Source organism: Pseudoprevotella muciniphila (assembly GCF_003265305.2).
GTDB classification, from domain to species: domain Bacteria; phylum Bacteroidota; class Bacteroidia; order Bacteroidales; family Bacteroidaceae; genus Alloprevotella; species Alloprevotella muciniphila.
On sequence record NZ_CP033459.1, the window covers coordinates 642,434 to 660,754 of the forward strand.

An 18,321-nucleotide genomic window follows, 5' to 3' on the forward strand; every position below is an offset into this window, starting at 1 on the left:
ATAAAACGATGGCTAAGAAAGCAAAAGGAAACAGAGTTCAGGTCATTTTGGAATGCACCGAAATGAAGAACAGCGGTCTGCCCGGCGCATCACGATACATCACGACGAAGAACCGCAAGAATACACCGGAGCGTCTGGAGTTGAAGAAGTACAACCCCATCCTTCGCAAGATGACTATTCACAAAGAAATCAAATAAGATTATTGAGATATGGCAAAGAAAACAGTCGCAACACTGCAGACGGGCAAGAACGACGGTCGTTCTTACTCTAAGGTTATCAAGATGGTAAAGAGCCCCAAGACTGGTGCTTATATCTTCAATGAGGAGATGGTTCCTAACGAAGCCGTTAAGGACTTCTTTAAGAACTGATACCGCTCTCGAGGAAGAGAACCATCAAGTTTTAGACACTACAACATAGACGGACGGGCATTGTGCCTTTCCGTCTCTTTGTGCGTTCAGGGGGGCGAAGATTCATGCACTATTCAAAGAAAGGATCAATGCAACTGCTATAGAGGCTATAGAGGCTATAGAGGCTATAGAGGCTATAGAGGCTATAGAGGCTATAGAGGCTATAGAGTATATAGAAGCAAAAGACAAGAGCACTTTTCCCCTCTTTTTTTGCAGAATTTAATGTAGAGTTTTCATTTTCTGACTATTGTGGCAGGAGAGTTGCATTTATGTTTCAAAAACGTTTTTTGTGATATCTTTTCCGTCATTTTTGATTAAATTTGCACAAAATTCATGACTATTTAAGAGTATGGGCATATTCAGTTTTTTCTCCAAGAAAGAAAAGAAAGAAGTTCTTGACACTGGTCTTCAGAAAACGAAGAAGAGCGTCATAGACAAGATTACCCACGCCATAGCCGGCAAGTCGAGAGTTGACGATGAAGTTCTCGACAATGTTGAGGGTGCGTTAATCAGTTCTGACGTCGGCATAGACACTACATTGGAAATCATCAGCCGCATTGAGGCACGCGTTGCTAAGGAAAAATATGTAAACACTTCTGAATTGACATCAATTCTGAAGGAAGAAATTTCAGCCTTGTTTGCCGGAGATCCCACAGAGACCGAGGGTTTCGTATTTCCAGACGACCACAAGCCATTTGTTATCATGGTAGTAGGCGTGAACGGTGTGGGCAAGACCACGACCATCGGCAAGTTGGCTTATCAGTTCAAGCAAGCAGGATTGAAGGTAGTCCTTGGTGCTGCCGACACATTCCGCGCCGCTGCCGTTGACCAACTTTGCATCTGGGGCGAGCGCGCCGGTGTGCCAGTGATTAAGCAGCAGATGGGCAGCGACCCTGCTAGCGTTGCTTTCGACACGGTAAGCCATGCCGTAGCGAGCGGTGCCGATGTTGTCATCATCGACACAGCGGGCCGCCTGCACAACAAGGTTGGCTTGATGAACGAGTTGACAAAGATAAAGAATGTGATGAAGAAAGTAGTTGCTACTGCGCCTGACGAGATTCTGCTCGTTCTGGATGGTTCTACCGGCCAGAATGCTTTTGAGCAAGCCAAGCAGTTCATAAAGGCTACCGATGTTACGTCGCTCGCCATTACCAAACTCGACGGAACGGCCAAGGGCGGTGCTGTCATCGGCATATCCCATGAACTGAACGTTCCCGTGCGCTACATCGGCCTGGGCGAACAGATAAACGACCTGCAGCCTTTCAACAACCGCGAGTTTGTTGAGAGCCTGTTCGAAGGCATCAACCTTTAGTTTCATGTCTTGAAATACTGACGACGATGCCTACTGTGGATGTCATTACGATGGGTTGTTCAAAGAACTTGGTGGATTCCGAGCGTCTTATGAGCCTCTTTTCCCGTCATGGGTACAAAGTTTACCATGATCCCGAAACACTTCACGGCGACATTGTAGTCATCAACACCTGCGGTTTCATTCAGGATGCCAAGCAGGAGAGTATCGACATGATACTTGAACTTTGTGAAATGAAAGACGCAGGCATGTTGCGTCGTATTTTCGTGATGGGTTGCCTATCTGAGCGCTATCGCAAGGAACTGGCCGAAGAAATCCCGCAGGTTGACAAGTTTTACGGCAAGTTTGACTGGCAAGGCCTGATAGCGGATCTTCCCGGCACCACCATTCGCGAAGGCGGCGAGACGCGCCATCTGACTACTCCGGGCCATTATGCCTATCTGAAGATTTCCGAAGGTTGCGACCGCCATTGTGCCTATTGTGCCATCCCAATCATCACAGGCAGACACGTAAGCCGGCCTATGGAAGAAATACTCGATGAGGTGCGCGAACTTGTAAGTCGTGGTGTAAAGGAATTTCAGGTTATTGCCCAGGAACTCACGTACTACGGCATCGACCTCTATGGCGAACAGTGTCTTCCTGCTTTAGTGGAGGCTATGGCAAAGATTGAAGGCGTGGAATGGATTCGGCTGCACTACGCCTATCCCAACAGGTTCCCAATGGACCTTCTTCGTGTGATGCGCGAGAACGACAATGTTTGCAAATACCTTGACATTGCCCTGCAGCACGTGAGCGACAGCGTCTTGACGCGTATGCAGCGACACACCACCAAGCGCGAGACGGAGGCGTTGCTCCGCAAGATTCGTGAGGAAGTTCCGGGCATTACGCTTCGCACCACGCTGATGGTGGGTTTCTGCGGCGAAACGGAGGAAGAGTTTGAGGAACTGAAGTCGTTCGTGCGCGAACAGCGTTTTGAGCGTATGGGTGCTTTCGCCTACAGCGAAGAAGACGGTACATACGCCGCCTTGAACTACGAAGACGATGTTCCGGAAGAGGTAAAACAGTCGCGTTTAGACGAACTGATGTCCATTCAGGAAGAAATTTCCGCCTCAACAGGCGCCTCGCGTGTTGGCAGCACAGTCCGCACGATTATCGACCGCACCGAAGGTGATTATTACATTGGCAGGACCGAGTTCGACTCACCGGAAGTGGACGGAGAAGTTCTCATCAAGGCTTCGGACAAGACTTTGGAGACAGGGCAATTCTACAATGTCCGTATTACAGGGTCCGACGAGTTCGACCTCTACGGGGAAGTTAAATAAGGTGATTTCCCTTCTTTTTTTCAAGACATAAATAAGATAAGACAATACATGTACCATGAACAATAAAGAATTTTTAGAAAAGTTAAGCAATGCAACAGAATTGCCGGCAAAGGAGATGCAGCACCTCTCGGGCATGTTTTCATCTCTGATTGCAGACACGTTGGAAGACGGCGATGTGCTCACCGTTCAGAATTTCGGCAATTTCGAGGTCAAGAAAAAACTGGAACGCATCGTGGTAAACCCCTCTACCAAACAGCGCATGCTCGTCCCCCCAAAACTCGCGATGAGTTTCAAGCCTGGGGCTGCCATCAAGGAGAAATTCAAAAACAAATGATGCCTGCGCCCACCTTATTTTATTTCCATTTTAACACCTTAGAGTTAAAGGCAAATATACTTGCATCCTTACTTTTTTATCAGTTAAAGAATGAGATACACACTTAAAGACATAACCGACTTGTTCGCCAAGAAGAGCAAGTTGCCCCAGAAGAAAGCAGAGGCTTTTGCAAAGGCATTCTTCAGGACCATTGTGGAAGGTCTTGAACAGGACAACATGACGAAGGTAAAGAACTTCGGCACGTTCAAGATAGTGGCAGTGAGCGACCGCCAGAGTGTTGACGTCAACACGGGTCAGCCGGTACTTATCAGTGGGCACAACAAGGTTTCATTCACTCCCGATGAGAAGTTTAAGTCCATTGTCAATCGTCCGTTCTCTCAATTTGAAACCATCATCCTCAACGAAGAGACTGACACAGATGAGATTGAGCGTGTGAAAACACCTGTTCTGCCCGAGCCTGCAGCCAAAGAGGAGACACCAAGCCCTGATGCGCCTTCGATGCAACAAACGGAAACGGACACACACACCAAAGAAGTTTTACAGCACACTGAAGAAACAGCAGAGAAGCCAGACACCCGAGTTTCTGCAAATGAGGAGGCAATAACTGAAGAGGCACATTCTTCTCCATCAGCACCTGTAGCGTCTGAAAATGCTACACCCCGCTATGCTGCCGGCATCATGCAAGTGCAGGAAAAACCAGAAAAGGCAATAGAACCGACAGAAGAAGTTTCGGATGCCCCCCCACCTGCAGAGGAGACAGAGCAGACTATTTCAGAAAAGCCATCCCTTGATAAAGGCAAATGGAAAATTGCTGCCGCCATATTGGGGCTGCTGTTGCTTGCCGGTATCTTTTTCTGGGTTGTCAACCGTAGTGGCAATGCCACTCCCGAGTCTGACACGACCGTTGCAGCGACCGACAGCGCACAACAAGTCAAGAATGATTCACTTGCGGGTGCTGCCCAAACAGAAGTTTCAGATGGCATCACTATTGGCAAGAACGGCGAGAAACTTCAACTTTTCGGCACGAAGGACTCCCGAGACATCGTCAACAACTTTGAAATTGTCGGCGACCTTGAGGAGTACGAGTTCAAATATGGCGACATCATAGAACTCATAGCCAAGGAACGCTATGGCGACAACTTCTTCGTGACATACATCTACAAACACAACAACATGAAGCCCTACAGCCACGTTTCTGCGGGTACCAGGCTTAAACTGCCAAAGTTGAAACGCAAAGAATAGGCATATCTTCTATTTCTATGAATTTCAGCGGTTTTTCAATCAGTCTTTAAACTAAGACTACAACGAAAAGCCGCTTCTTTGTTCATTTATAACACACCTCGAAATCACTCAAGATTAACGAAGAAAAAAACTTAAAAATCAGGTGTTTTTTTTCGCTACGTTACTGCAAATTTTTAACAAGAAAATTATACTTTTGCAGTATGAATGAGATATCGAGACACCTCGTCAAATTATTGCTTGACCACAACTGCGTGATTATCCCCGACTTAGGCGGATTTATTGCCCAGTATATCCCCGCCGAGTACAGAGAAGACGACTACACATACCAACCTCCCCAGCGCATTGTCTCCTTCAATCAGGAACTGACACTTAATGATGGTTTGCTGATTCAGTCGCTCATGCAGACTTACGACACGACTTTCCCCGAGACACTCAAGATGCTCGAGGATGCCGTGATTGATATGAAGGAAGAACTGTACGAGAAAGGTGAGTTGGACCTTGTAGGTGTTGGTGTGCTGAGGCTGAACCTTGAAGGCAACTACGAGTTTGAGCCTCATCAGCATGGTATCGTGTCGCCCGAGACGTATGGTCTGACGCATGTATCGATGAAGGCATTCGCAGAGGGTGCCGTTTCATATAACCGACAGAGCGACAAATACACCTTCAGCATCAGCAAGAAGGTTGTAAACTATGCTGCCGCTGCTGTAGTATCTGCTTTCTTCTTTCTCGGTTGGGCAGTCCCCATGCAGAAGGGCGATGTCAATGTAGGGCATCAGCAGGCACAGGTTTTGGGCAGCGGCTTCAACTGGGGTAACACAGATGATCATACGCGCACTGCAAAAGTGAACGTAAAAGTTCCGGAGAAAGCAAAAAAATCAGCACAAGTTGCGGCTTCTGCACCTGTATCCTCTCCTGTTCCGGCGTCTGCTGCACCAAAGCCAGCAGTTACTGCCCAAGACACACCTACAGCGCAAGAAGCAAATGCCGAAAAAGGTGGATTCACCATCGTTGTGTCATGCGGTTTGCCACAGAAATATGCCGACCTCCTCATCAGCAACCTGCAGAAAGACGGGCTAAACGAAGCCAAGACAGAGGCTGAGGGTAAATACATGAACGTTGTTTACGGCAATTACGCAAGCCGTGCAGAAGCAGAGGCCTTCCTGAAACAAGTGGCAGGCAACAAGCGTTTCAAGCATGCACAGGTAAAGGAGCAATAGTTCATCACTCTGAATATTAGTAAACAAAAGGACTTGCCTTATTGTCAGAAGACGAACGAGCAAGTCCTTTATCATTTATAAACAGAACGATTTTCCAATTTTTATAAACAACTTCGAAATGAGAAGAATATTTTCCATCTGCGTCTTAGCCGTAATTCTGTTTTCATCGGACATAATGGCTCAAAAACTTGTAGTAAGAGACAACGAAGGTATTGGCATTCCACTGGCTTCTGTACTGACAGAGGACGGTATCCTGATCGGTACTACCGACCTAGACGGTGTGCTGCCCGATGTGAATGGTGCGAAGCGCGTGAGAATTACCCATATCGCTTACAAGCCGCAGATGGTTACTGTTGCATCGCTAAAGGATGGCATAGTGGTTATGGAAGATTATTACCGCGATGTCAAAGTGGCAATTGTCAGACCTAAGCCCTACATCTACATGGAGTATTACTTCCGCGCATTCAGTTACATTAACGATTCGCTGCGCGCTTATGCAGCAGGTATCCTGCCTATAGCCCACGATATAAAAAACAAGTACGAAGGAAAGGCTCACGGTCACTTCTGGGCATTCGGAGGCGCAGCCAACAAGGCTCTTACCTGGAACACACAGGACTTGCAGGACCGAGCACAGCGAACGGTTTCAGGTGCTTTGTCGCCAATAGAAAAAAGTTTACATGACGGAACTAAATTCAAGAACTATTATAAGACAACGGTTGAGACTGATGAGGAAAATCGATGGCTGGTACGTAACCCCGAAGGAATAGTAGGCAACATCGTTCATTCTGACGGCTATTCCTATACCACGCTCAATGGCAGCAAAATGCAAATTTATGCCAATAAGATGAATAACGAGAGTAAGATAGCAAAAATACGTGAAGAGCGCAATTACGACTATCAGTACATGCAGATCTACAAAATAGATGCCGACGGAACTATACCAAGAGAAAACTTTGTAATGGAATCCAATCATTGGGAATACAACGCAAAGGCGGGACGGAAAACAATTATTGTATATCTCTATGCCGTAGATAATGCCTATATGGACAAAGACGAGTACACCGCCCATGCAAAAGGCATCAGCAAGCCATACAGCGGCAACATGTCTCTTGAAGCATTGGCTGAATATGAAAAAAAGCATAACATCCCCGCGCTACCGCCTGAACAGATGAACACCATCATGCAACTGAAGAAGCAAACCGGCAGGAAAAACTGAAGGCACTGATTGGCGTCAGAAAAAATAAGGGACTATATAGGATTTGAGCCAATATAGCAAAAATGCAGCCATAGAAGGCTGCATTTTTGTTTGTATATCTACTTTTGCGCTTTCAGCGCGTTTTACCGAACGCTATTAAAATAAAAAATGTGTCAACTGTCCTCTATCAACTATCAACTGTCATTTGTTCCGCTTCATGAAATCGGAGGCGAAGATAAAGTCGTTGAGTCGTTGGTTTCCTGAGCCGATTACTTCGTCTTTCGTTCCCTCCCATTCCTTGTTTCCCTGGTAGATAAAGAGGATGTGCTCCCCTATTCCCATCACGCTGTTCATGTCGTGTGTATTGATGATGGTGGTAGTGCCGAGTTCTTTCGTAATGCCATGTATGAGTTCGTCGATGACGAGCGATGTCTTGGGGTCGAGTCCTGAGTTGGGTTCGTCGCAGAAAAGGTATTGCGGCTCCATGACGATGGCTCTGGCTATAGCCACGCGTTTCTGCATACCTCCGGATATTTCTCCCGGGTATTTTCCTGCTGCTTCGAGCAGGTTCACCCTGTCGAGACAAAATTCCGCACGGCGTTTCCTTTCTTTGTAAGACTTATCAGAGAACATATCGAGCGGAAACATCACGTTCTCAAGCACAGAGAGCGAGTCGAAGAGTGCAGCACTCTGGAAAATCATGCCCATCTCACGTCTGAGCATGGTGCGCTGTTTTTTGTTCATTTTGACGAAATCGCGGTTGTCGTAAAGCACTTCGCCAGCCGTGGGGTCGAAAAGTCCTACAAGGCATTTCATCAGTACGGTCTTTCCACTACCGCTCTGACCGATGATAAGACTTGTTTTGCCGTTTTCAAAACGGAAGTCGATGCCCTTGAGCACCTCCTTGTCTTCAAATTCTTTTCTTAATTGCTTTATTTCTATCACGACGTTACTGGTTCTTTTTTTGATTTTGTTTTAACTAAGCATCTGTGTTAGGAATAGGTCGCTGAAAAGTATGAGCATACTCGACGAGACAACCGCATTGGTGCTTGCCTTTCCTACTTCTACTGAACCGCCTTCCACTGTATATCCGAAGAAACTCGAAACACTTGCAATGATGAATGCGAAAAAGAGCGACTTGATTACGCCCATCCACAGGAACCACAGTTGGAAGTCGTGTTGCAGTCCCTGCGTAAGGTCGCTTGGTGTGATGATATGTCCGATGTATGCCGTTGCATAAGCACCAAGAAATCCGCTGACTGTACTGAAGGTAACGAGTAGCGGTATGACGGTTACAAGTCCCAGAATTTTAGGCAGAATAAGATAGTTGGCACTATTTACTCCCATGATTTCGAGCGCATCTATCTGCTGGCTCGTCCTCATGGTACCAAGTTCTGAGGCGATGTTCGACCCCACCTTTCCTGCAAGTATGAGACACATGATGCTGCTTGAGAATTCGAGCAACAGGATTTCGCGTGTAACGTATCCGCTCACCCACAGCGGCATCCATGCACTTTGTATATTGAGTTTAATCTGTATGCAGATGACAGCACCTATGAAGAAAGAAATGAGCAACACTATTCCTATACTGTCCACCCCAAGTTGTGCCATTTCCTTAACATACTGCTTGAAGAACATTCTCCACCGCTCCGGTTTTCCGAACGTTCTGCCCATCAGCATCAAGTATCTGCCAAATGATGTTAGAAACTTTATTATCATTTCATTATCATATTTCTAATTGTGTGCAAAATTACTAAGAAGCAGGCAAAGAGCGTGAAAGAGGAGCGCTTAATTAACAATTTACACAATTTATTTTATTTTATGCATTATATTAACGTCTTATTTGTTTATTTTTGTTAATTTTTGAAAATTTTTAATCTTTTTAAATTTATTTTCCTCATAGCAATATCAATGATATTACTTTTGCGTTGATGAAAAAGGGTACGATCATAGCGATAGCCATAGTAATGGGCTTCAGTTTCATAATCCTTCTGTTTCTGGAGGCTAACTACATCCGTGAGATGCACTCTCTGCGTGTTTCACAGGTGAACACTTGTGTAAACAAGGCACTTCGCGAGACTGTGCAGAGCATAGAGTTGGACGAGACGCGCCGTGTGCTGGAGTTCACATTGAAGAACGACAAGAGCGACTCGCTGTTCATCAGGCAGTTTCAGGCAGATTCGGCACGTATAGCAAAAAAATATCCGGCAAGGCGTCGCATCTACGAGCAGCAGTTGCTGCGCCAGCGTATTCGTGAGAGGTTCAAGAACAAAAACGAGTTGCTCGAGAAAGTGATGCACGAGATTATAGCCGAAAGCGACAACCGCGTGATAGAAGAACGCATCAACTTCAACACACTCACCGAGACTTTCGCTGAGGCACTGAAGAACAATGGTCTGAAGGGCGTTGAGTTCCATTACGTCATCACCCACAACGGCGACACTGTTTACGATTGCCACAAGAACATCGTTGACAAAGGTTCGCACAGGTTCCGCACAAGTCTGTTCAACGACGATTTGTCGCCAGAGCGTGTGGAAATGGTGGTTTTTATTCCAAACTTAAGCCATTATATCAACGACAGCCTTCAGTTCCTGATACCTGCCATAGTGTTCACGGTGGTGCTTCTCCTGATGTTCTGCTACACGGTTTACATCATCTTCCGCCAGAAACGTCTCACGGAAATCAAGAACGACTTCATCAACAACATGACACACGAGTTCAAGACACCGATATCGACTATTTCTTTGGCTTCTCAGATGCTTCAGGACACGAGTGTAACGAAGAGCGAGCACATGCTGAAGCACCTATGCAGCATCATAGCCGACGAGACGAACCGTCTGCGCTTTCAGGTGGAAAAGATTTTGCAGATTTCGATGTTTGAACGTAACGGCGGTGTTTATCAGCGTAAGGACATTGATGTGGTGCCCATCCTGGAAAAAGTGGTGAGCACATTCAGACTGAAGGTGGAAAGTGCGGGCGGCACCCTGACGACCAACATTACCGCCGACGACACGCACATTTTCGGCGACTCGATGCACATCACGAACGTACTGTTCAACCTGCTCGACAATGCCATCAAGTACAAGAGCGGCGATCGGCGTCTGCTTCTCGACATCTCCTTAGAGAACGACGACGACCGTCTGGTTATCAAGATAACAGACAACGGCATCGGCATCAAGCGCGATGACCTGAAACGTGTGTTCGACCGTTTCTACCGCGTTTCGACAGGCAACAAGCACGATGTTAAAGGTTTCGGCTTAGGACTGGCATACGTGAAAAATGTGGTAAACTTCCACAAAGGAACCATACACATTGACAGCACATTCGGTAAAGGCACAAAATTTACAATCAGCATACCAATTTTAAAACAGAAATTATGAATATCGACAAGAAAATGAAAGTTCTCCTTTGTGAGGACGACGAGAATCTGGGCATGTTGCTCCGCGAATATCTTCAGGCAAAGAACTATGACACAGTGTTATGCCCTGATGGTGAAATTGGATACAAAACGTTTATGAGCGACAGTTTCGACATTTGTGTGCTCGATGTGATGATGCCCAAGAAGGATGGTTTCTCTTTGGCAAAAGATATCCGCAGAGTGAACGAGGTGGTGCCTATCATTTTCCTTACCGCACGCACACTGAAGGAAGACATTCTGGAGGGTTTCAAGATAGGTGCCGACGACTATCTGACCAAGCCTTTCTCCATGGAGGAACTGACCTACCGCATTGAAGCCGTTTTGCGCAGGATGAATGCCAAGAACGACATGAACAAGACCGACTTCACGATAGGCAGTTTCAAGTTCGACCGCACGAAACAGACGCTTGAGCGCAATGGGGAAGTAACACGCCTGACCACTAAGGAGTGCGACCTTCTGCAGTTGCTCTGCCTCCATGCAAACGAAGTGCTTCAGCGCGATTTTGCCCTGAAGACCGTCTGGATTGACGACAACTACTTCAACGCCCGCTCGATGGACGTTTACATCACCAAACTGCGCAAAAAACTGAAGGAAGACGATTCCGTTGAGATTATCAACATCCACGGCAAGGGGTATAAACTCATTACGCCCAACCAGGACGTATAAGTGCGGAGTTGCACTGCCGCCATGAATCATAAAGGGATGTTCTATAATTTAGGAAACTATTTATAGAACACCTCATAAAGGACACCGTCGCAAAGGCGGTGTCCTTTATGCTTGGGGGGAGGTGGTATTTATCCGTGCTTTGCAGCCAAGGGTTTTGGAGCGCACAAGACGCTGATTCCGCGAAGACATTGCCGCTCTAATCTTCCATATAATTTCTGCCCTCAGGGCACTTTTCTTGATCGTGCCTTGCACGAGAAATTGTCGAAAAATTGAATCATAATTATTTGAAAAATTTACTTGTCATTTTCATCCTTATAATTATCCATGTAATTGCCGTGTAATTAATCATATAATTTTATAAGCCCAGCCAATTCATGAATAATTCATGGATAATTATACGGAAATTACATGGAGGACAACAAGCCAGGCGCAGCGAAGAGAATGCAGCACGATACATCGCTGAAAGCGATGAACATGGTCGAGAGCCTTGCTACTTCCACGTGAACAATCGCAATTTTTGATACGTTTGCGTGATTTTTTTCACAAAATTGTTTTGTTTTAATAAAAAAAACTATTTTTGCAATGCATTCCCATTTTTCCTTACGAGGCAGGAGCCTGCTGTGGGATGGTGGGACGGCAGATATACATAAAGGCGTTTACTTTGGCGCTTTGTTCTTGACGTGTAAGAATCTCGCAAATTCCAAATCTCAGTCAAGTCCAAAGCAACGGTAGATGTCCATCTGTGGTATGATACCCATTGCGCCATATTATTTTTATGGAACAGGTACATCATATCGGCGTGGGCTTCTGCGTTGCTCGTTTGACTGAGATGGGCGATGCGAGAGCCTTTACACGTGGAACGGGCAACAAGACGAGTTCCACGCTTTTTTGTATAGAGACGTGAACAACAATAACTAAACTCTATACTTAACTTTATGAAACAGAAATTACTTGCTTTGCTGATGCCGTTCATGCTCTGCGGCATCCCGGCTCTTGCCCACGACATCGAAGTCGGTGGCATTTACTATGTTTTTACCAACAATGGAACAAAATTAAGCGTGTCTTACAGAGGGAACTCTTCTTCTGATTATTCAAACGAGTATTCAGGCAATGTGGTAATTCCAGAGTCCGTTACCTATAACGGAACGACTTATCCCGTTACAAGCATAAGAGAGCGAGCTTTCTATAATTGCTCAGGCCTGACCTCCGTAACGATCCCCAACTCCGTCACGAGTATTGGAGAATATGCTTTCTATAATTGCTCTGGTCTGACCTCCGTAACGATCCCCAACTCCGTCAAGTATATAGGAAGTAATGCTTTCCGTAATTGCTCTGGCCTGACCTCCGTAACCATCCCCAGCACCGTTACGAGCATAGGAAGTTCTGCTTTCAGTGGTACAAATTTGACAGAAGTAACAATTAACTCTGATGCAATATTAGCCTCTTCAAGAAACTTGTCAGGTATATTTGGAAGTAAAGTGGGTAACCTCGTGATAGGTAATGATGTTAAATCTATTGGAGATTATGCTTTCAATGGTTGCTCGGGTCTGACCTCCGTAACCATCCCCAGCTCCGTTATGAGCATAGGGGAAGATGCTTTCTCTGGTTGCTCAAATTTGAAAGAAATAGCAATATATTCCAATGTTATTATGAGTAAAAGTTTTGATTATGAAGAAAGTTTACGAGGAAATAATTTTTCAAAAATTTTTGGAAAACAAGTTGAGAAATTGATTGTAGGTGAAAGTGTAAAATCTATCGGAAATTATGCTTTTTATCGTTGTACAAATTTGTCATCGATAATAATTCCAAATTCTGTTACAAGCATAGGAGCATATGCTTTTCATGATACAAAATGGTATGAAAATCAACCTGATGGTGTAATATATGCAGGACATGTCGCATATAATTATAAAGGTATAATGCCATCAGGAAGCAGTATCACACTAAAAGAAGGAACTGTTGGAATCTCGGCATATGCATTCCGTAGTTGCGCCGGTCTGACCTCGGTAACCATTCCCAACTCTGTTACGAGCATAGGAGAAGACGCATTCAATGGGTGCTCAAACTTGATTTCTGCAACCATCCCCAATTCCGTCACAAGCATAGAACGTAATACTTTCCAAAATTGCACTAGCTTAACCTCCGTATATATCCCCAACTCTGTTACGACAATAGGGAAAGATGCTTTCTCTGGTTGCTCTGGTCTGACATCGGTAACCATCCCCAACTCCGTCACGTACATAGGACAGTGGGCTTTCCGTAAATGCACCGGACTTACATCGGTAACCATCCCCTACTCTGTTACATGCATAGGAGTAAGTGCGTTTTATGGCTGCTCCAGCATTGAAAGTATAATTGTAGAAGAAGGTAACCCAGTTTACGATTCACGCAATTATTGCAATGCAATTATAGAAACAGCTTCAAACAAACTCGTACAAGGATGTAAGAATACCATTATTCCCAATGATATAGTAGAAATAGGTTACGAAGCATTATCAAACATAGGAACCTACGCTAATATTACAATACCAGCATCTGTTTCTGTCATAGGTTCCTATGCGTTTTATGGTTATGACAGATTGAATGTAACATTCAACCAATCTACACCGCCCACGCTTGCGGACAAGGCTTTCAGCGACCTGTCAAAGGTTTATGCAATAGTGCCAAAAGGATGTACGTCTTCTTATTCATCAATAGGCTTTAAACAGATTACAGAAAAAAACGAAGACTACCCATTGGTAACGATTAATCTTACTGATGCCGGAACGCTGCAAGAAATGGCACTGGACATTGAGGAAACAGACATACGCAATTTAAAACTTGTCGGTCCTATTAACAGTGTTGATATTAACTATCTGAGAACTTCTGCACGTTTTACGAACATCAGTTATCTTGACATGTCCGATGTCGTGTTAATTGCTGATAATAATTCATATTGTTCTTCTAAGGATTTTGGAAATTTTTATCTGTCAGATGTTAATTATTCATACGACATTGTTTATGATTCAGGATTGGGCTTTTCTTCAGTTGTAAATCAATTCTATGGAAACAGTTTTGCAGGTGTGTTTATTGGCATGAAAGTGAAAGAAGTAATCTTACCAAGCCATCTTACTCGTATTGGTGCTTATTGCTTCGCCAACTGTACGGAACTTCAAAAAATAGTAATCCCTGATGGTGTTACTACTATAGAGGAAGGTGCATTCCGCGGCTGCAATTCCTTAACAGAAATAAAACTTCCAAGCTCTGTTACAAAAATTTCTAAATACGCTTTTTATCAGTGTGTCGCTTTGCAAATCGCATCTTTGGATAATGTAACACAAATAGGCTCCAGTGCGTTTTCTCGATGTGAGTCCTTGCGATACGTAGGTAGTCTTGCTAAAGTAAAAAATATAGAAGAAGCTTCATTTGCAGACTGCAGTAGTCTTGTAGGGGAAATAGACCTTAGTGGTGTTCCTGTAATTTCTAAAAAAGCATTTGCACGATGTGCTTCTTTAAGTAATGTAATATTTTCAGAAAACTTGCAATCAATTGGAGAGTCAGCCTTTGCCAAATGTACAAACCTTCGTTCTGTTAATTTGCCGGAAAGTACTAAAGCTGTTATGCCGGAAGCTTTCTATGGTTGTACCAGGCTAAGTGTCGTCAGCTATTCAAGAAATCTATTGCAAGTTGCCAAATCAACATTCACGGACACTCCTTTCTTTGCAAGTCTGGAGTGCGTAGATGGTATAAAATATATGGGACACATCGCTATGTGCATAGAGGGGAGTCCTGTTTCTCGCATAAGTTTTCGAGAAGGAACACTAAGTGTTGCAGATGATTTCATATATTCAACTTCTAATGAGGACTATACAACGATATGTAGTGAACTCATACTGCCTAATTCTTTATTACGAATTGGAAACAGTGCCTTCACTAAAGGTTATAAAGGATTGGGAATAACCAAACTGACACTTCCTGACAACCTGCTTGAGATAGGTGATAATGCTTTCAGAAACAGCAAGTCCATTTCACAAATCACTCTCCCCGAAAGTCTGACATATATCGGAAATGCTGCTTTTTACGGTTGCGAAGGGTTGGTGCGTGTTATATATAATGCAAACTCCTTAATGTCGAATATCACATCTACTGGCTATGGAAATGGTAGCAGCGTTGATGGAATCTTTGAAGGTACAGGAATTGAGAAAGTAACAATAGGCCCTAAAGTTCGTATCCTGCCTTCTGCTGTATTTATGGAATGTGAAAAACTGATGAAAGTAGAATTTGCAGACCGCACTTCAGATGATCATCTATATGTGGGACCGTACAGTTTCTATTCTTGCAAGGCTCTTACGAATATAGTATTGCCTGAATCTACTGATAGCATAGGAATCTATGCTTTTCGGTATTGCAGAGCTCTTTCAAACGTAACACTACCAGATTCAATTCAACGTGTTGGCAAAGGTGCCTTTGAAGATTGTCCTTGGTTAGACACTTATCTAAATAATCAACCCGACGGTGTCGTGTATGTGGGTTTGGTTGCTTTTGGATATAAGGGAAATATGCCTGAGGGGACAACTATTTCTTTACGAGAAGGCACGAAAAGCATTGCTTATATGGCTTTCTATCATTGCGATGGAATGGAGCATTTAATTATTCCGAATACAGTTGAAATAATAGGAGATTATGCTTTCTCTGCTTGTAATAAACTCAAGAGTATAAAGATGGGAAATGGTATTATAAGCATTGGGAATGATGCTTTCCGTGAATGTAACGCATTGTCCAGCATTGAACTTCCTGAATATGTAAAAACAATAGGTGCCAGTGCATTTAGCACCTGTAGGAATTTGAAAACAATTACTATTGGAAGTAACGTTACAGAAATAGGGGATGTTGCTTTTTACGGATTAGAAAATATAAGCGACGTTACTGTCTTACGAGAAAATCCTGAAGACTATAATTGCAGCAATGCTGTTTTTGAATCTCATGGTGTGGGAGTAATTTATATTGGTACAACATACTATTCTCACCCTGAAAATGCAACCCTTCATGTCCCTGAGGGATGTGTTGAGGCTTATAAGAATTGTTACCCTTGGTGTCGTTTTGGCACAATCGTGGATGATGCTGTTACAAGTGTCTTGCAACCAACAATAGAAATAATGCCGTTAAATGAAAGTAGAACCTATGATAAAACATTCATCTACGACCTGCAGGGCCGCCGCGTAACTAATCCGCAGAAGGGTGGTGTGTATATCATAGGCGGGAAGAAAGTGATTAAATAGAGAAAATCATAATACATTAACTACTAACTCAATTAAAAATCAAACATGATGAAACAGTTAAGATTTTGGTCAATGGTGACTATATCTGCCATGACCTTGGGATTCTTGTTTTGCAGCGAATCGCATGCCGCAATCCCCACCGGAAACGGCGATGCCGTAGCACCTGTCAATGAGAGTGGAGAAAGGACGTGCGGCGTGGATAATAAAAATGACGTAAATGAGGACGTTACGCGCGGACTGATAGCCTACTATAATTTTGACGACTGTTCTGCCAACAATTCTGCTGGTATGCAGAACAACGGTGTTATCAATGGTAAGACCCGTTTTATCGACGATACGCCCAACGGAAGAGGCAAAGCATTGTATCTTGACCAAGAGGCGTTTGTCAATGTGGCAAGGAACCCGATAAAAGGGAAAGAGTCATATACCATAAGCATGTGGGTAAAGGACTTCGGTGCCGGCTATTTGTTTAGTACAGGAGCAAATCATTCATATTCAGTGCCCAGTATATATATCACTCCTGAAGGAAAGGTGAATTTTTCTAAATCTTTTGAATCCTTTAGCTACTATGCCGAATCACTTCAATCTTCCGGATGGCACATGATAACTCTTGTGCAGACAGGGGAAGGCTTTGAACTTTATGTTGATGGTGCATTGGTAGATAATAATAATAATCGTGAGGCAGTAGTAGGCAACAAAATGCAATTTGGAGGTCGTAATGATATTTCTTATGATGCCTGGGCAGACCCCTTCAAGGTGGACAATGTCCGCATTTATGGCGTGGCATTGACAGAGGCAGAAGTTGGTCAGCTTTATAACTACGAAAGGAAATAACAGTCTGGCAAAGAGCGATTATTGTTCATAGAATTGTTTTTATAATAATTGAAAAGGCGGTGGATGACATGCGAAATCTGCCGCTTTTTTTACGGACTGGCTTACTCTGCGTCCCGACAGTGGCAACAAGCACATAGACGGGGTATCGCCCTTGGAGTAAAGAGTGCGCTCCAATTTCACTTCTTAAATACCCAAGTCGATGCCTTGGACTATGAGCTAATTGGACTTTCAGCCCAATTTAGCGGACAGCAATAAAAAGCAGTATTCTAATGCCGTTCTACCCAACCCTTTATATGTTCATCCAGTTTTCTTTACGCTTTTGCGCCTACAGCGCGATGTTTTCACCGTTGTGTTCACCCAAGGCGTTGCCTTGGGCTATGAGCTAATTGGACTTTCAGCCCAATTTAGCGGACAGCAATAAATAATTTTTTATTCTGCAGTTGCTATTGTCATAGCGTTCTTAGCGTTCATGCGTTCACGGTTTGTCATGAATTATAGGAAAAGGAATTTATGATGATTTTGTGTTACAGGAATGACAAAAACGCTGTGTTAGATTAAAAAAATGAACAAAATAGGTGGTATAGGGTTTTCAATCCAAAAAAAAGTAATAAATTTGCAGCCGCTATGAATGTAAGTGATTCATTACGCATTGATTTACGGTCGGTGTCACAAGCGGACGACCTGCTGAAATTCCATCTTTCCAAGGACTATTTCGATGCTTTGGATGCAGAAGATATCAGCGATGGTTCTTTGGATGTTTCGCTTGCCGTTCGCCGTGCAAGCGGCGACACGTATGACCTGACTTTCGGCATCAATGGCTACGTCGTAGTAAAGTGTGACCGCTGTTTAGACGACCTGGCAGTTGCTGTTGATGTAGAAGAGAAAATCAAGGTAGCATCTTTCGACTGTATTTTTCCGAGTGATGACATCAACACAGCCGAGAGCAATGACAGTTACGACATAGCATGGGACATCTACGAGTTTGTGGAGTTATCGCTTCCCCTGAAGAAGATTCACCCCGACGGCGAATGCAATTCAGAGATGGTTCAATTGCTTGAAAGCATGAGCGTCAGCGAAATTCACGACGACAGTTCCCCAGAAGAAGAATAAAAACAACAA

Annotated in this window: 16 protein-coding genes; 14 read left to right on the forward strand and 2 right to left on the reverse strand. The window is 44.1% G+C overall.

Annotated features, from left to right (window positions below; translation table 11 throughout):
- The first annotated feature begins 8 nt into the window (after positions 1-8).
- From rpmG to C7Y71_RS02725, 8 genes are all read left to right on the forward strand, one after another.
- On the forward strand, positions 9-197 hold the full coding sequence (gene rpmG / locus C7Y71_RS02685; protein WP_111899342.1) for a 50S ribosomal protein L33: 189 nt from the start codon (positions 9-11) through the stop codon (positions 195-197).
- 12 nt (positions 198-209) lie between these two features.
- Positions 210-368 carry a DUF4295 domain-containing protein gene (locus C7Y71_RS02690; RefSeq protein ID WP_111899343.1) on the forward strand — a complete coding sequence of 53 codons (159 nt, stop codon included), beginning with the start codon at positions 210-212 and terminating at the stop codon, positions 366-368.
- Positions 369-756: 388 nt separating this feature from the next.
- Positions 757-1,719 (forward strand): signal recognition particle-docking protein FtsY, encoded by a 963-nt coding sequence (gene ftsY, locus C7Y71_RS02700; protein ID WP_111899345.1) that lies wholly within the window; start codon positions 757-759, stop codon positions 1,717-1,719.
- 26 nt (positions 1,720-1,745) lie between these two features.
- On the forward strand, positions 1,746-3,038 hold the full coding sequence (gene rimO, locus C7Y71_RS02705) for a 30S ribosomal protein S12 methylthiotransferase RimO (protein WP_111899346.1): 1,293 nt from the start codon (positions 1,746-1,748) through the stop codon (positions 3,036-3,038).
- A 55-nt stretch (positions 3,039-3,093) separates the two neighbouring features.
- A complete protein-coding gene (locus C7Y71_RS02710; protein WP_111899347.1) occupies positions 3,094-3,372 on the forward strand; it encodes an HU family DNA-binding protein in 279 nt (92 codons plus the stop codon).
- Positions 3,373-3,462: 90 nt separating this feature from the next.
- Positions 3,463-4,614 (forward strand): HU family DNA-binding protein, encoded by a 1,152-nt coding sequence (locus tag C7Y71_RS02715; RefSeq protein ID WP_111899348.1) that lies wholly within the window; start codon positions 3,463-3,465, stop codon positions 4,612-4,614.
- A 200-nt stretch (positions 4,615-4,814) separates the two neighbouring features.
- The gene (locus tag C7Y71_RS02720) at positions 4,815-5,831 is read left to right on the forward strand and encodes an HU domain-containing protein (protein ID WP_111899349.1); all 1,017 of its coding nucleotides are present in this window, start codon (positions 4,815-4,817) and stop codon (positions 5,829-5,831) included.
- Positions 5,832-5,949: 118 nt separating this feature from the next.
- Positions 5,950-7,047, forward strand: a complete 1,098-nt coding sequence (locus tag C7Y71_RS02725) for a hypothetical protein (RefSeq protein WP_146739502.1) — start codon at positions 5,950-5,952, stop codon at positions 7,045-7,047.
- Positions 7,048-7,227: 180 nt separating this feature from the next.
- On the opposite strand, the gene C7Y71_RS02730 is transcribed toward C7Y71_RS02725, so the two are convergent.
- Positions 7,228-7,971 (reverse strand): ABC transporter ATP-binding protein, encoded by a 744-nt coding sequence (locus tag C7Y71_RS02730; RefSeq protein WP_111899351.1) that lies wholly within the window; start codon positions 7,969-7,971, stop codon positions 7,228-7,230.
- 30 nt (positions 7,972-8,001) lie between these two features.
- Entirely contained in the window at positions 8,002-8,745 is a 744-nt protein-coding gene (locus tag C7Y71_RS02735; RefSeq protein WP_111899352.1) for an MlaE family ABC transporter permease, read from the reverse strand.
- A gap of 212 nt (positions 8,746-8,957) precedes the next feature.
- Here C7Y71_RS02735 and C7Y71_RS02740 point away from each other — a divergent pair, with 212 nt between their 5' ends.
- The 6 genes from C7Y71_RS02740 (at position 8,958) to C7Y71_RS02760 (ending at position 18,312) form a co-directional block, all read left to right on the forward strand.
- Complete coding sequence (locus C7Y71_RS02740; RefSeq protein WP_111899353.1) at positions 8,958-10,406, forward strand: sensor histidine kinase; 1,449 nt, start codon at positions 8,958-8,960, stop codon at positions 10,404-10,406.
- 14 nt (positions 10,407-10,420) lie between these two features.
- On the forward strand, positions 10,421-11,110 hold the full coding sequence (gene rprY / locus C7Y71_RS02745; RefSeq protein ID WP_394366613.1) for a response regulator transcription factor RprY: 690 nt from the start codon (positions 10,421-10,423) through the stop codon (positions 11,108-11,110).
- Between the two features lie 775 nt (positions 11,111-11,885).
- Positions 11,886-12,014: a hypothetical protein gene (locus C7Y71_RS12110; RefSeq protein WP_262883957.1), complete on the forward strand. Its 129-nt coding sequence runs from the start codon at positions 11,886-11,888 to the stop codon at positions 12,012-12,014.
- 31 nt (positions 12,015-12,045) lie between these two features.
- Positions 12,046-16,368, forward strand: a complete 4,323-nt coding sequence (locus C7Y71_RS02750; protein WP_111899354.1) for a leucine-rich repeat domain-containing protein — start codon at positions 12,046-12,048, stop codon at positions 16,366-16,368.
- Positions 16,369-16,440: 72 nt separating this feature from the next.
- Positions 16,441-17,202: a LamG domain-containing protein gene (locus C7Y71_RS02755; protein WP_193215950.1), complete on the forward strand. Its 762-nt coding sequence runs from the start codon at positions 16,441-16,443 to the stop codon at positions 17,200-17,202.
- Between the two features lie 624 nt (positions 17,203-17,826).
- Entirely contained in the window at positions 17,827-18,312 is a 486-nt protein-coding gene (locus tag C7Y71_RS02760; protein ID WP_111899356.1) for a YceD family protein, read from the forward strand.
- The last annotated feature ends 9 nt before the right edge of the window (positions 18,313-18,321 follow it).